Consider the following 14,261-nt stretch of genomic DNA (forward strand, 5'->3'; position numbering starts at 1 on the left):
GTCATGAATGAAGCACATGAAATTACTCGAATTCTGTTTGAAGGCTTTTCAAACTGGTCAATTTATCTTTTCTACGTAATCGGATATACCGCTATCGGTATATTTATTTACGGTGTTTATGTGCAGATCCGCAAGTATCGTCGCGGCAAGCCTGATGCTTCTTGGGGTGAGTTTTTTGCACGCTTTAAAGACATGTGCAAGACCATGGCAACGCATCGCACCCTTAAACGGCGTGATAAGTCAGCTGGTCGGGCACATGCACTAATATTTTTCGGCTTTGTGCTGCTGTTTATCGGCACAGCCACGATTACCCTCGAATACGACATTCTGGAACCGATATTTGGTATCACGTTCTGGTATGGCGATTTTTATCTGTGGTTCTCTTTGATTCTGGATCTGGCCGGTGTCGGCCTGATTGGGGGGCTGCTATATATGATGTACCGCAGAAAATGGTTAAAGCTGCCCAAGCTTGACTATGCTCGCCCGGATCGTGAACCCGGCGATCCTGATTATGATCGCAGTGGTTACCGCCGCGAAGACTGGGCTTTTTTATGGGCGCTTATTCTGATTGGTGTAACCGGCTTTTTACTGGAGTCTGCTCGACTAGTCTGGTTAAGCGATACCCCCACGGTTTGGGACTATCGTTGGTGGTCACCGATCGGCGCCCTGGGGGCGTATATGATGATGGGACTGGGCATGGGAGCTGAAGCAGCAGGTAGTTTCCGTACTGGCCTTTGGTGGTTCCATGGTGTGTTGGCCTTGTCCTTTGTCGCACTGATTCCGTATACCAAAGTTAAACATATCTTCACCGCATCAGCGTCTTTGATGTTCCGTGATCCGATGGCAGGCAAGCGTTTGCCAAGTGTACCGGAAGACCAGGAAGACATCGGTGTTAAAACCATTACTGACCTTACCTGGAAACAGTTACTGCATCTGGATTCCTGTACCAAGTGTGGCCGTTGCCATGAAGCTTGTCCAGCAACTACCGTAGGTGCCCCGCTATCTCCGCGTGATGTGATCCTGTCATTACGTGAATTTGCTAATAAATCCTTGCAAGCCAAAGAGCTCCCAGAACAGGCTGAGCTGGATGTACATGGCAAGGATGTGGGACAGGTATTTATGGAAACCCTGTGGTCCTGTCGTACTTGTATGGCCTGTGTGGAGATTTGTCCAGTAGCGATCGAGCATGTGCCTATTATCGTGCAGATGCGTCGCAAGCTTGTGGATGAAGGCAATATGGAACCTATCTTGCAGAAAACTATGCAGTCATTCCATAAAAACGGTAACTCGATGGGCGAATCAAAACGCAAACGCCCGCGCTGGACCAAGGATCTGCCGTTTACCATTAAAGATGCACGAAAAGAGCCGGTTGATGTGATGTGGTTTGTCGGCGACTACGCTTCTTTTGATCCCCGTAACCAAGTCGTGACACGTTCTTTTGCCCGTTTGATGATGCAGGCTGGCGTCGATTTTGGCTTGCTCTATGAAGCCGAAATGAACGCCGGTAATGATGTGCGTCGTGTCGGTGAGGAGGGGCTCTATGAGTTTCTCGCCAATGCCAATATTAGCACTTTGGAAAAATGTGATTTCAACTCGATTGTGACCACTGACCCACACTCATTCAACACTATTCGTAATGAGTATCCGGATTTTGGTGGCGAGTTTGAAATTCAGCATTACACCACCTTGCTCAAGCAGTTATTCGAACAGGGCAAACTCAAGCTCAACAAAAAGCTCGATTATCGGGTGACATTCCATGACCCATGCCATCTTGGTCGTTATAACAAAGGCTATGACGCACCTCGTGAATTGATCAAGTTGCTGGGGTGCGAGCTGATTGAAATGGACCGTAACCGGGACAACTCATTCTGCTGTGGTGCCGGCGGTGGTCGTATCTGGATCCCGGATCCGGTCGGCATTGAGAAACCGTCTGAGAACCGTATGCGTGAAGCAGCAGAGATTGAAGAGCTGGATGTGTTTATCGTGTCATGCCCGAAAGATCTGACCATGTTTGAGGATGCACTGAAAACGGCTGGTTATGAAGGCAAATTCGTAGTGAAAGAATTGATTGAGCTGGTCAACGAATGTGTCGAGTTTGATGAAGTTGAGGTCATCGATGCCGATGTTGTTTCCGCCTGATACGCGTCTGCCGGAGACTGCTGATGCACTGATTAACTGTGCGCTAAGCAGTGGTGATCTGCATAGTGCAGCAGCAGTGTTTGAACTCGCTGAGGGGCAGCAAAAACAGCAGTTGCGCGACATACTCTGTGAAGAGCGTCGCGACACACTGCTGCTAGCTCGGTGGGAACACACACCAACGGCTGTGCTACAAATGCTGGCGGAAATTGATGATGAAACCGTCAGATTAAGACTGGATAAAAATCCTGCCAGTGGTGCTGCTACGTTGAACACTATTTATAAAAACAGTGGCCATGACAGGCAGTTGCTTAGTCTGCTAACTCAGCATGCTCACAGTTCTTCGTCATTACTGAACCGTCTGGCGATGAGCGAAGATGATATACCGATCCTCAAATCTATTGCGGCGCATCCCAATACCGATGCTGCTACGTTGATTAGTCTTGAAAACCGTTATCACGGCATGTTTGATAATGAATTGGCCGTGCATGCTGAAACACCGACTGCATTGCTGGAAACACTCTACCAGCGTGGCAACTGTTTTATCCGAGCGGCTGTGGTTGCGCATATATCCTGCCCACAACATTTGTTGGAAATAGCCTTTAATGAGACTGATACAACAATTTTACGGCACCTGGCGGCAAATCCACGGATAGCCTCGGAAAAATTGACGATTCTGGCTCAACATGATGATGTCAGCGTATTGCGTACTTTGGCTGGTAACCCGTCTCTGAGTACAGAACTGGCTAATCAGATGATCAGGAACAGTTCTAATAGTGTGCGTCGTGTGCTGGCCTGCCGAACCGACCTTACTGAAGAAAATTTACAGCGATTGGTAAACGATGAAGACCACTGGGTGAGGCAGTGGATAGCTCGTCATCCCCAGTTAAACGAACTTATGTTTAATCAACTGGCCCTGGATCAGAATGATGAAGTTCGCCGTGCCGTAGCCAGAAATCCACTGACACCAATCGACCTACTCAGACAGCTGTCTGAAGATAGCAGTGTCTGGGTTAGGGCGGGAGTTGCTTATCAAAAGAACACACCAGTTGATGTACTCAGTATGTTGGCTGAAGAAGATGATGTTGATGTGCTCAGTGGCGTGGCTAGCAACCCAAATACAACACAAGCCATTTTGATAAGACTGTCTGGCTCACAACAGACCGATATCCGTCGTGGCGTGATTATCAATCCACAGGTGGAACGCGAAACGTTGCTGCCTCTGCTTGAAGACCCTTATTACTTACACCGGTTAATGCTGATATCCAATCCGGCGCTGAATGATGGCGATCGCTGGAGTTTGCATGACGATCCTGATCTATCAGTTCGTTTTATGGTTTTTAAATGGTTTACCCAGAAATATTTGCAGCCTTCGCTGCATTAGAAATGCTGTTTTATACAGTCAACTAGGAGAGAAATCTGATGAAAATACTGGTTGCAGTTAAAGAAGTCGCTGCATTAGATGAAGACTTCGAAATTCGTGATGATGAGCTTGATGTCGATGAGGATTTTCTGCTTTACGACCTCAACGAGTGGGATGATTTTTCACTTGAAGAAGCGATGGTTATCAAAGAGTCTTCTGATACCGAAGTCGAAGTAGTCGTGGTATCGGTAGGGCCGGAAAGAGTCGATGACATTCTCAGAAAGTGCCTTGCCAAAGGGGCTGATCGGGCAATCCGGGTCTGGGATGATGCTATGGAAGGTTCTGACTCAGTGACGATTGGTCGCGTTTTGTCAGCAGTCGTCGAAAAAGAAAAACCGGATATGGTGTTTGCTGGTGTGCAGTCATCCGATGATGCAGCCGGTTCAACTGGTATTTCACTGGCTGCCAGCCTGAACTGGCCCCATGCCGCCGTTGTTGCAGGACTTGAATATCAGCCGGGCAGTAACAAAGCCAAAATCACCCGTGAACTTGAAGGCGGATTGTCTCAGGAAGTTGAAATTGACTGTCCATCGGTGCTCACCATTCAACTGGGTATCAATACTCCCCGTTATGCTTCGCTGCGTGGAATCAAACAGGCGGCAGCCAAACCTATTGATGAAGTCAGCCTGAGCGATTTGGGCTTAAGTGAAAGTGATGTTGGTGGTGATGCGGCTCTGTCACGTGTCCGGCGTATGTATATTCCTGAAAAAGGGATGGCTTCAATGATTGAAGGAACGCCTGCAGAACAGGCCGCCAAGCTGGCTGAAATTATTCGTGAGTTCAAAGGGGAATAATCATGAAAACATTATTATTAATTGCTGAACATCGTCGTGGCGAATTGAGACCTATCTCGCTGGAACTGATTACCGCTGCACAGGAGCTACGCCACGGCGATGACAAGGTCATTGTGGCAGTTATTGGTGAACAGGCTGAAAACTATGTTTCGGATCTCTCGGTTGCTGGAGTGGATGAAATTATCAGTGTCAAAACGGCCAGTGTTGAGTTTGATCCGGATATCTTTGAAGCTGCAGTCACGTCGCTGATGGAAAAGCTGGATCCGGAAGTGGTGCTGTTACCACATACCGTTGATTCACTCGGCTACGCTGCTACGCTGGCACGCAAAGGTAATTATGGTTTTGCTACTGATGTATACGGCCTGCAATACGACGGAGATGATCTGGTGGCGACCCGTTCCGGCTATGACCAAAAGGTCAATGTTGAACTCGATTTTCCGGGCAAGCAATGTGTGCTGTTAACCATTCGTCCAAGTGTGTTCAAAACGCCGGAAGACAGTGCATCACCCACGGTTTCAACTGAAGATATGAGCAGTCTCGAATCACGTAGTACGAATCTTCAATTTGTTGAAGCAGGTGGGGCCGATGATATTGATATCACCACGGTCGATTTCATTATGTCGATAGGTCGGGGTATTGCTGAAGAAGCTAATGTGGAACAGTTCCGCGAGCTGGCTGAGATGGCAGATGCAACCTTGTGTTGCTCACGGCCAATTGCCGACTCCGGCTGGTTGCCAAAATCTCGGCAGGTGGGTCAGTCAGGCAAGGTGGTTGGATCCTGCAAACTGTATGTGGCGATGGGGATTTCTGGATCGATACAGCATATGGCAGGCATGAAACATGTTCCGACAATTGTGGCTGTTAACAGTGATCCAGGTGCTTCCATTTTTACAATCGCCAAATACGGCATTGTCGGAGATATTTTCGAGATTGAAGAAGAGTTACGTAGCCATTTTGAATAGGCTGGGGGGGACTGTTGATTTTTCCTAACCTCCAGCAATAGTGGCTTTGAAACATCAACAGATCCTGATTAATTCGCGGGCTGGCGGGGGGAACTGGCAGTGTCTGTCTTGACAGACATCCCCGTTGGTTTCGTGATCTATGTGAAGGAAAAGCGGCATGGCAGATGATCTAAAAGTGTCAGCAACAAAAGCTGGGCTGAATGGCAAAGGTCTACGGATCGGAATTGTTCAGTCACGCTTTAATCCGGCCATTGGCAGCGCGTTAGTCAGTGGTTGTATCGATGAACTGAATCGAGCGGCAGTGGCTAGCAACGATATTGTGTTGTTTACCGTGCCAGGCGCGCTGGAAATATCATTGGTTTTATCAGAACTTTCTGAAAGCGGAAGTTTTGATGGTTTGGTAGCGTTGGGCTGTGTGATTCGCGGTGAAACCTATCATTTCGAGGTGGTATGTAATGAGTCGGCTCGGGCGATTACGGAAATACAACAGCATTATCGCATTCCTATTGCTAATGCCATTCTGACCACTGAAAACGAAGAACAAGCAAGTAGTCGGGCCCGAATCAAAGGCAAGGAGGCTGCTCAAGTTGTACTGGAAATGATTCAAATTATGCAACGGTTGCAGTCTATTCCAAACACACTGTCTGCTTAGTTTATAACCCGAAACAGTTAACGATCTTCTGACTACGTGTTGTCCACACCTTCCTTATGGGTATTTACTCCATTGGGAGTACGCCATCTTGGGAATTTTCCGGCAGTTGCTGCTGGGCTATGGTTTGCATTAGCCATAAATTTTAATGACTGTGGAGATCATAATGCTTAGAAATTCAATTCTGAATGTACGTCATAAGGAACTCGGTTCGTTACTGAATGGGGATACCTGGAACAATATGCCAATTCCCTGGAGCTATAAATCGGATGCTGATGAGGAAGTGATTGCGGTACGTACCCGGGCAGGCCTTTATGACGTATCTGCTTTGAATATTCTGAATGTGAGTGGTCCTGATGCAATGGCAGTTGTCGACCAGCTGGTCACCATTGATGTGACCACAATGGAGCCAGGTACGTCCAGGCTGGCAGCTGAAGTGGATGAAAACGGTGCTTTATGTGACGACATTATGGTGATTTGTGATGCGCCGAATCAATTTCGTCTATCGCACGGCAGTGGCGCCACACCACAGCAACTGGAAAAGATCTCCGAGGGAAAAAATGTTCAGATAGCAGCGGACCTAGATGTACATATCCTGTCATTGCAGGGTCCTAAATCACTTGAAGTACTGAATCCGCATTTGGACTTTGATTTGGAAACGCTGCCTTATTTCCGTCATGTCGACGCGAAACTATTTGGCAGTGCTATCAAAATTGCTCGTGGCGGTTATTCAGGTGAGCGTGGCTATGAAGTTTACTGTAGTGCTGATGATGCCATTCATCTGTGGGACATGATTCTAGAAAAAGGCCAGCCATTTGGTGTGATTGCCGCTTCCTGGGATTCGCTTGATCTCACCCGTGTAGAGGCAGGTCTGCTGTTTTTCCCTTATGAAATGCCTGAGGGCGATACCACTCCCTGGGAAGTCAATATGGGCTGGGGGATCGATCTGGATAAACCCGGTGATTATATCGGCAAGGCTGCGGTTCTTGCTTCAAAAGGCAAAGAACGCTTCAAGCAGGCCGGCATTATTTGTATGACTGCTGAAGCCGTTGAACCCGGTTCCCGCATTACCTATAACGGCAAAGATATTGGTGTAGTGACTAGCTCAAGTTACAGCAATTATCTGATGCAATCTCTGGCACTGGTTCATTTGCACCCAGATCATCTGGCGATTGGAACTCAAGTCATGGTGGAAGGCAATCAGCCGGTCAAAGCCTATGTAGCCAAAATGCCATTTTATGACCCGATGCGCCTGCGTACTCATCCGGAACAACAAAAGTAAATAGTCTGCCGAGCGAAGGTCAGGGATCCGATCTCGTTCCACCAGATTTAATGAGGAAATCATTATGCAAAGAGGTTACTGGATAAGAAGCAAACCACTTTACGACTCACTGGTATGGCAAACCCCAGCGGTTGCACATTTGGTGATTGCTGGGGGGGAAGGTGGTATTGCTGTTCTTAAGTTATTTCAGCAAATGTACCCCAAAGACCCTATTCAGGTGCTTTACGCAGATTTACCAACGGCTGATAAAAATTATTCAGACATTCTGCAGCAAATAGTACCCGAGGAACTTGAGTTATCTGATTCAGAAGAAAGCTTGTTGAATCAGCTTGAGCAGCGTCTGAAAAACTGCACGATGGGAACCCATTTTTATGTAGCGGGAAGCGAGGCTTTTATGTGGCAAGTGCTGCAGAAAACCCGTGCTGCAGGTGTTCAGGATGTCGATGTGCAGAAAGAATTGTGCGGCACGCTGGCAAGACCGGTGTATTGCGTGCATTGCAAAACCATTACCCGTGATGTTCATCACAATGTTTTCGCTTGTAGCCACTGTGGTCGGCATTTGTTCGTCCGCGACCATTTTTCCCGGCGTCTTGGAGCCTATATGGGGGTGATGGTGGATGCAGAACAGCCTGGCAACATTCCGCAGATTGAAGAGGTTTATCCATGAGTATCCTTAACGTAAGAGTGGCCGATGTCGAACAGGTCACTGATGTGGTGAAACATTTCACGCTGGTTCAAGAAAATGGTCAGCCATTGCCGAGGTTTTCCGGTGGTAGCCATGTGGTGGTGTCGATGAATATTAATGGTCGTATTCATCGTAATCCCTATTCACTGATGGGCTCACCGGAAAACACTGATAGCTATCATATTTCAGTTCGCCGACAAGAGAAATCACGTGGTGGTTCGGTATTTATGCATGATGGTGTAACGGTGGGAACCGAATTACAGATAACTTACCCAGTCAATCTATTCAGTCTTTCCAAGTTAGGCAAAAAACACATTTTGGTTGCTGGTGGTATTGGTATTACGCCTTTTATGTCGCAGATCGCCGATTTGAACCGGCTTGGTGATGACTACGAAATGCATTACGCCTTTCGTTCAGCGGAACATGGTGCTTTTGTTGATCAACTGCAACAAATGTGTGGTGATCGACTGCATCTTCACATTGAAAGTGAAGGTCAGCGAATTAATTTCCATAAGCTTCTATCCAACCAACCTCTTGGTACTCATATCTATGTTTGCGGTCCGGAACCGATGGTCAATGCATTATTACTGACGGCCAAAGATCTGGGCTGGCCCAAAACCCATGTACATAGTGAGCAGTTCTTGGCGCCGCCTATCGGTGACTCATTTAAGGTGCAACTGGCCAAGTCCAATATGGAAATTGAGATTCCAGGTGATATGAGCATGCTCGAAGCAATGGAAGAAGCTGGTCTGGAACCTGATTTTCTCTGCCGTGGCGGTGCATGTGGGCGCTGTGAAGTAGAAGTTCTGGAGTGTGATGGTGCACTGATGCATAACGATCATTACCTGTCCGATGCCGAGAAAGCATCTGGCAACAAAATCATGCCCTGCGTATCCAGGGCCCGCTGTCAGAAATTATTACTCAATATCTGAGGACGTCTTATGAATACTCCAGCCTTTAAAAAAGAAACTTTCCGTGACGATTACACTTTCCGTAATTCACCTGAGGCAATACGGCGTTTCCCATTTCCGTTTGCCGAAGATGAATACATGTATAGCGTCAATATCGAGCAGCATGTATCAACTAACCCGGGTTCAGTTTTCGAATATGCAATCGATATTGATGAGCATTACATCGCTGAATGTGAGGATCGACGTCTGACTCTTGAACGCGATCCTACGCGTTATATTGCTTTGCCACACATGATGGACGCTCAATGGGACATGGTCGAACTGATCATGGATTCATTGTCGACGGATTATCCTCAATGGTTTGAACTGACCAAAAACGGCAATGAATGGCACTGGATTAACAAACCACTGGAAATTGATCAGACATTTACTTTTGGTGATACCAGTACATTGCCAATGGAGCCGTTTGAATACATCACCCGTCAAGTCCAGGGTGACTGGATCATCATGGATCATCGCGACGATGACTTGTTTGCCGATATGGGTATGGTCACCAGTCAGGCTGACTGGTCAATCGCTTTTGATGCCGGTATGTCTTTCAAAGAATGGCATGGCCCTGTTCCACAAGCGAATGAAATCGGCATTTTTGACCGGGCACTGAAATATTTGCTGCATCTGCAATATGGCAGTCCGGTACGTCGGCTTAACTGGACGATGACGGTGAATCCGCGTCTTGATACCTCTCCCGAAGAGTTTCCATTGTGGGGACCAGATAACGCTTCTGTCACTCCGGAAAACGTAGGAGAGAAAGTGTACCTTCGTGTAGAACTACAGGCGTTATTTCGTCTGCCACGTAGTAATGCGATTGCCTTCAGCGTGCGTGGTTATCTTATCAGCCTCGATGAATTGATCACTTATCCAAAATGGGCAAAACGCCTACGTCGGGTGCTGACTAATCTGCATCCTGATCTCTCGGAATATAAGGGGCTGGATCTTTATCGACAAACCGTTATCGATTGGTTGGAACCATTAGAAGACGGAGCCGAACTGGGATTGGGTACCCAGCCGGAATAAATTTCCTTTCAAAGAATATGGGCTTTTGTCCATAGCACTGGCCGCTGGCTAATGCCGGCCAGCGGTACGCATTACCTTTCAAAACCCAGAAGGAAACAAAAATGAAAATGAGAAATATGGTGGTATCCGGGTTGGCCGGGATGAGCTTAATGACGAGCGCATCAGTATTTGCCGAAACAACCTCGCCACACACTTTCAGTGCCAATGTCGGTCTGTTCAGTCAGTACGTTTTTCGTGGTATTACCTACTCTAATGAGGATGTTGCTCTGCAGGGTGGTTTTGATTATGCCCATGAAAGTGGCTGGTATGCAGGGATCTGGGGCACGAATCTAGAAGAAGGCGATAACGCTGGCAATAGTGTTGAAGTGGACCTTTACGGTGGTTATTTCCATCAGTTCACTGAGGATTTTGCAGTCGATGTCGGTTTACTTCAATTTTATTATCCTGACCGTGAAAAATATAACGGTGAAGACTTTGATACAACGGAAGCTTATGCCGCTGCTACCTGGAAATGGTTTACCGCCAAATACAGTCGTACACTGACTGATTGGGGTGGCATTAATAACAAGTCTGCCGGCATTGATGGTTATGCAAATGGCGATTCAAAAGGCACCCAGTATTTCGAGCTCAATTTTGATTATGGTTTGCCGATGGATATTAATCTACATCTGCATGTAGGTCGGCTGGAGGCTGAAAACTATGATGAATTCAACTATACCGACTATATGATCGGCTTGAACAAAGACTTTTCCATCGCTAATTCAGATGGTTGGAATGCGGGTATTAATTACACGGATACCAATGCTGATAAAGACTGGTGGACCGGTGTAGATGGCGATAACCGCGGCGATAGTCAGTTCATTGCTTATATCATGCGTAGTTTCTAATTGGTGGCATAAGTGTCGATATACCAAAGCACCCCGTAATAAGGGGTGCTTTATTTTATTCTGACCTATTTTCATGCATTTCACGTAAGCCAAAATCAAGTTGCGATAGGTTGTCATTGCTCAGATCAATAACTACCCCTTCCAATGCGAGCAACTCACCACTACCGGAAAAGACACCTTCCCCTTGCTCCATCACCCAACGCGTTTTATTGGTACGGGTACAGATACGGTAAATCATTTGGAATTTTCGCTGTTTGGCTATTTGTTCTTGTACATGTTCCCAGCAACGAGATTGATCAGCGGGGTGAATTAACTGCATATAAGTCACATTGTTAGAGTTTATTAGCTCATAGGGTTGATATTCAGTGACCTCAAGACAACTGTCGCTGACAAATTCGAACGTCCAGTCACGATCATTTTTACAACGATAAATCATGCTGGGAATATTTGTCATAATCATATCTGTAGGTGAATGGCGATTATGTTTCTGGGCTGCTTCGAGTTGTTTGAGCTGAGTGATATCGGTCAGTGTGCCAATGACACTGGAACGCTCACCCTTAAAATTGGAGGTTCGGGAAGCACGAATTTCGATCCATCGAAAAGATGTGTTTTTGGCAATAACACGACATTCGATTTGAAAATATTGACGTTTACCCTGAATAAGTGAGTTCATTCTTGATTCAACAAGCAAGATATCTTCAGGATGTATAAAACTTAAAAAAGGTTTGTTTATTGATTCCGAAACGCTAAAGTCTGTAAGAATTTCCCAAGCCGTATTTACATATATAATTTCTTGATCAACATTGTTTATAAAAATGATTTGTCTGATATTATTTAAAATGCTAGGGAAGTTAAATTTTTCCGATTTTAATTCGGAATCATTTTGTGATTGTGTAATAGATGAAAACTGGAGCAAATTTAGATTCGATTGACTCTGTGAGTCGAGTGGTGACAGTGAAATATGTACCGGTATAGTGGTGCCATCTACATAAAGCATACGTAGCGTTAATGTTTGATGAGGTTCAATGCTATTTTTCATATGCCTCATGAAATTTGTCAGCGCCGCATGATTACTTGGGTGCACCAAATTAGTCAGTGGCATATTAGTAACCAGTTCACGCATTCCACTCATTCCTAATTCACGCAGGAAGGCATTGTTGGCAAAAATAATATTAAAACCATCAATGACGGCAGATGGTGTTGACAGGCGCTTTGCTACGTCATTGGCCCAGCTCAGATTTTTGTCCGTTGGTTGATTGCTAGCCAACATCAGTTTCCGTTGACTACGGGGATAAAAAGCAATGGTGAGTATGACCGAAAACAAGGCTGAAAATATTGCAGCCGCCACAGCAAAATGTATTTTGAATGGGGCCGTACTGTCCCACCAGGTACCAAATACGATGGCTGTGATCATGCTCAAGATGATCATGGTAAATATGATGAGACCCATTGTTCTGACCCTTGAGAACAGCTTTTTCGGGAAGCCCAATTTTGAAGAAATTTGACCTGAAATATATTTTTAAAAGCATACGCCAAAGAGCTGTTTTTTCCAAGCTGATTACGCTGCTTTTATGTATTGCAATGACGATACTTTTAATTCAAGCAGGAACATTATTTTTATTAGATTATATGCTTTCCAGTCAACGTGCTATTGAGAAAGTTAATGAACATAAGATTTATTGGGATAAACATTTATTTTATTTGAATAGACTGCGTCCAGCTGATGCTCAGAAAACACTGGTTGAAATGAAAAAAAATTACTTGAATATTGAGCATGAATCTGTGGCATGGATGTTAAATCAAGAAAACGATGCACTAAAAGTGGCGCTTGATGAAGTCAAGCAGGCTCAAAAAAACTTTGATGGTGTGGCTCAACTGAATATAAGAATGGCCACTCAGCTGAGACTGGCTGAAAGTGTATTGAATTCCTATAAAAAGCTGGCGGAAGCTTTACATCGGGACAGTGAGATCAAAATTTCGGTGATCGCTTTGCTTAATGTAATCAGCCTGCTATTTCTCTACAGCTGCATCATTGCCATTATGCTGGGAGCGAAAAGTTTTCTGGTAGAGCGTATGGATAGGTTACAAACCTTTCTGATACTGAAGTTTCCAGCCCAAAAGCAAGAGCCTAATGCAGATGAATTTACGCGTCTCGAGCAGCGTATTTTTGAAATGACAGCCAAAATAGAAGGCTATGTATCACAGGTTGCTTGGGCTGAACGTACCAATGAAAAACTGCTAATCCTATTACGTTCCCATGAGTTCATTCTCAAGTTCATTGAGATTAACAGCCATGAAATTTTGAGTGAAAAAACGCTGTTGAAAGTACTTTATTCGCTCGAACGGGCGATGAACTTTGACAATGTCGCGATCATTTATACAGATGACGCGGCGGTGATTACCAGCGAACAAATCATTTTTTCACATCATTCACCGCCAAAATTAGGTAACGAAAGATTTGATGAACTGCACCGTAATGGCATGTCCAGCTATATGGAAAAAAACCAAGAGGGTGAGGAAATTCGCTGTGTTGGTGTGACATTCAGTGGGCCTGCGTCTGCACTTGGCATTTTGTTGATTGAAACGGGGAAAGACAGATTTCTGGAAAATACCGAAATCCAGGTCCTGGAAATTACTGCAAAACTACTGACCATGGCCACCAAATTTCACAGTCATGATGAAGAAGGGCGTCGGCTCGCGGTGCTAGAGGAACGTGCCGCTATTGCCCGTGAATTGCATGATTCCCTAGCACAGTCACTATCCTTTATGAAAATCCAGCTAGCTCGTCTGCAATCGGCTGGTGATGACAAGGCAAAAAGTTCTGCGATGTTGGGGGAACTTCGGAATGGTCTCGACTCGGCATATCGTGAATTGCGTGAACTGCTTACGACTTTTCGTGTGCATATGGATTTACGGGGCTTAGGCTATGCTATTCAAACTACAATCGATGAGTTTTCACAACGCTCCAGTATTAATATCAATCTTGATTATCGACTCGTCAATTGCCGGCTGTCTGTCAATGAAGAATTCCACATGCTGCATGTGATCCGCGAGGCTCTCTCCAATATCGTCAGGCACTCTCAAGCAAAGAATGTAGCGATATTTCTGGAGCTGCGCAAAAATGGCAATGTTGTACTTACCATAGAGGATGATGGTATAGGTTTCACTGAAAATACCAACACCTATGATCATCATGGTCAGATCATCATGAAGGAACGAGCCAATAGCCTGGGAGGGAATCTTGAAGTCATGGCTAAACGCCATGGAGGCACCCGAGTTAGACTGGTGTTCACACCAAAATCAGTACAATAATTAAAGTGAGAGAGAAATATGACTGAAAAAATAAGAGTACTGCTGATTGATGATCATCCTTTGTTTCGTAAGGGAGTCGGACAGATTATTTCGGATGATCCGAGCTTTGAAATTGTCGGTGAAGCCGCATCTGGGCAGGTGGTGCT

12 protein-coding genes are annotated in these 14,261 nt (G+C 45.7%); 11 read left to right on the forward strand and 1 reads right to left on the reverse strand.

Annotated elements, in window-relative coordinates:
- The first annotated feature begins 3 nt into the window (after positions 1 to 3).
- The 10 genes from ACN0V2_RS08160 (at position 4) to ACN0V2_RS08205 (ending at position 10,803) form a co-directional block, all read left to right on the forward strand.
- Positions 4 to 2,139 carry a heterodisulfide reductase-related iron-sulfur binding cluster gene (locus ACN0V2_RS08160; protein ID WP_417550317.1) on the forward strand — a complete coding sequence of 712 codons (2,136 nt, stop codon included), beginning with the start codon at positions 4 to 6 and terminating at the stop codon, positions 2,137 to 2,139.
- The gene (locus tag ACN0V2_RS08165; RefSeq protein WP_417550318.1) at positions 2,117 to 3,520 is read left to right on the forward strand and encodes a hypothetical protein; all 1,404 of its coding nucleotides are present in this window, start codon (positions 2,117 to 2,119) and stop codon (positions 3,518 to 3,520) included. Before ACN0V2_RS08160 ends, ACN0V2_RS08165 begins: the two co-directional genes overlap by 23 nt.
- Before the next feature lie 38 nt (positions 3,521 to 3,558).
- Positions 3,559 to 4,353 carry an electron transfer flavoprotein subunit beta/FixA family protein gene (locus tag ACN0V2_RS08170; protein ID WP_417550319.1) on the forward strand — a complete coding sequence of 265 codons (795 nt, stop codon included), beginning with the start codon at positions 3,559 to 3,561 and terminating at the stop codon, positions 4,351 to 4,353.
- 2 nt (positions 4,354 to 4,355) lie between these two features.
- On the forward strand, positions 4,356 to 5,315 hold the full coding sequence (locus ACN0V2_RS08175; protein ID WP_417550320.1) for an electron transfer flavoprotein subunit alpha/FixB family protein: 960 nt from the start codon (positions 4,356 to 4,358) through the stop codon (positions 5,313 to 5,315).
- Between the two features lie 157 nt (positions 5,316 to 5,472).
- Positions 5,473 to 5,967: a 6,7-dimethyl-8-ribityllumazine synthase gene (gene ribH, locus ACN0V2_RS08180; RefSeq protein WP_417550321.1), complete on the forward strand. Its 495-nt coding sequence runs from the start codon at positions 5,473 to 5,475 to the stop codon at positions 5,965 to 5,967.
- Between the two features lie 163 nt (positions 5,968 to 6,130).
- Complete coding sequence (locus tag ACN0V2_RS08185) at positions 6,131 to 7,246, forward strand: aminomethyltransferase family protein (RefSeq protein WP_417550322.1); 1,116 nt, start codon at positions 6,131 to 6,133, stop codon at positions 7,244 to 7,246.
- Positions 7,247 to 7,310: 64 nt separating this feature from the next.
- A complete protein-coding gene (locus ACN0V2_RS08190) occupies positions 7,311 to 7,913 on the forward strand; it encodes a dimethylamine monooxygenase subunit DmmA family protein (protein WP_417550323.1) in 603 nt (200 codons plus the stop codon).
- Positions 7,910 to 8,863: a PDR/VanB family oxidoreductase gene (locus ACN0V2_RS08195; RefSeq protein WP_417550324.1), complete on the forward strand. Its 954-nt coding sequence runs from the start codon at positions 7,910 to 7,912 to the stop codon at positions 8,861 to 8,863. Before ACN0V2_RS08190 ends, ACN0V2_RS08195 begins: the two co-directional genes overlap by 4 nt.
- Positions 8,864 to 8,872: 9 nt before the next feature.
- Complete coding sequence (locus tag ACN0V2_RS08200; protein ID WP_417550325.1) at positions 8,873 to 9,916, forward strand: heme-dependent oxidative N-demethylase family protein; 1,044 nt, start codon at positions 8,873 to 8,875, stop codon at positions 9,914 to 9,916.
- 101 nt (positions 9,917 to 10,017) lie between these two features.
- The gene (locus tag ACN0V2_RS08205; RefSeq protein ID WP_417550326.1) at positions 10,018 to 10,803 is read left to right on the forward strand and encodes a TorF family putative porin; all 786 of its coding nucleotides are present in this window, start codon (positions 10,018 to 10,020) and stop codon (positions 10,801 to 10,803) included.
- A 55-nt stretch (positions 10,804 to 10,858) separates the two neighbouring features.
- Here the strand turns inward: ACN0V2_RS08205 and ACN0V2_RS08210 are convergent, their stop codons facing one another.
- Entirely contained in the window at positions 10,859 to 12,253 is a 1,395-nt protein-coding gene (locus ACN0V2_RS08210; protein WP_417550327.1) for a PAS domain-containing protein, read from the reverse strand.
- Between the two features lie 131 nt (positions 12,254 to 12,384).
- Between ACN0V2_RS08210 and ACN0V2_RS08215 the strand changes: the two genes are divergently transcribed.
- Positions 12,385 to 14,115: a histidine kinase gene (locus ACN0V2_RS08215; RefSeq protein ID WP_417550328.1), complete on the forward strand. Its 1,731-nt coding sequence runs from the start codon at positions 12,385 to 12,387 to the stop codon at positions 14,113 to 14,115.
- Positions 14,116 to 14,261: the final 146 nt, after the last annotated feature.

The organism is Methylophaga sp., from assembly GCF_048266885.1.
In the GTDB taxonomy this organism is placed as follows: Bacteria; Pseudomonadota; Gammaproteobacteria; order Nitrosococcales; family Methylophagaceae; genus Methylophaga.

Coding starts and splice junctions, on each gene's coding strand:
- ACN0V2_RS08160 (WP_417550317.1), top strand. CDS start 4: ATGAATGAAGCACATGAAATTACTCGAATTCTGTTTGAAGGCTTTTCA.
- ACN0V2_RS08165 (WP_417550318.1), top strand. CDS start 2,117: ATGCCGATGTTGTTTCCGCCTGATACGCGTCTGCCGGAGACTGCTGAT.
- ACN0V2_RS08170 (WP_417550319.1), top strand. CDS start 3,559: ATGAAAATACTGGTTGCAGTTAAAGAAGTCGCTGCATTAGATGAAGAC.
- ACN0V2_RS08175 (WP_417550320.1), top strand. CDS start 4,356: ATGAAAACATTATTATTAATTGCTGAACATCGTCGTGGCGAATTGAGA.
- ribH (WP_417550321.1), top strand. CDS start 5,473: ATGGCAGATGATCTAAAAGTGTCAGCAACAAAAGCTGGGCTGAATGGC.
- ACN0V2_RS08185 (WP_417550322.1), top strand. CDS start 6,131: ATGCTTAGAAATTCAATTCTGAATGTACGTCATAAGGAACTCGGTTCG.
- ACN0V2_RS08190 (WP_417550323.1), top strand. CDS start 7,311: ATGCAAAGAGGTTACTGGATAAGAAGCAAACCACTTTACGACTCACTG.
- ACN0V2_RS08195 (WP_417550324.1), top strand. CDS start 7,910: ATGAGTATCCTTAACGTAAGAGTGGCCGATGTCGAACAGGTCACTGAT.
- ACN0V2_RS08200 (WP_417550325.1), top strand. CDS start 8,873: ATGAATACTCCAGCCTTTAAAAAAGAAACTTTCCGTGACGATTACACT.
- ACN0V2_RS08205 (WP_417550326.1), top strand. CDS start 10,018: ATGAAAATGAGAAATATGGTGGTATCCGGGTTGGCCGGGATGAGCTTA.
- ACN0V2_RS08210 (WP_417550327.1), bottom strand. CDS start 12,253: ATGGGTCTCATCATATTTACCATGATCATCTTGAGCATGATCACAGCC.
- ACN0V2_RS08215 (WP_417550328.1), top strand. CDS start 12,385: ATGACGATACTTTTAATTCAAGCAGGAACATTATTTTTATTAGATTAT.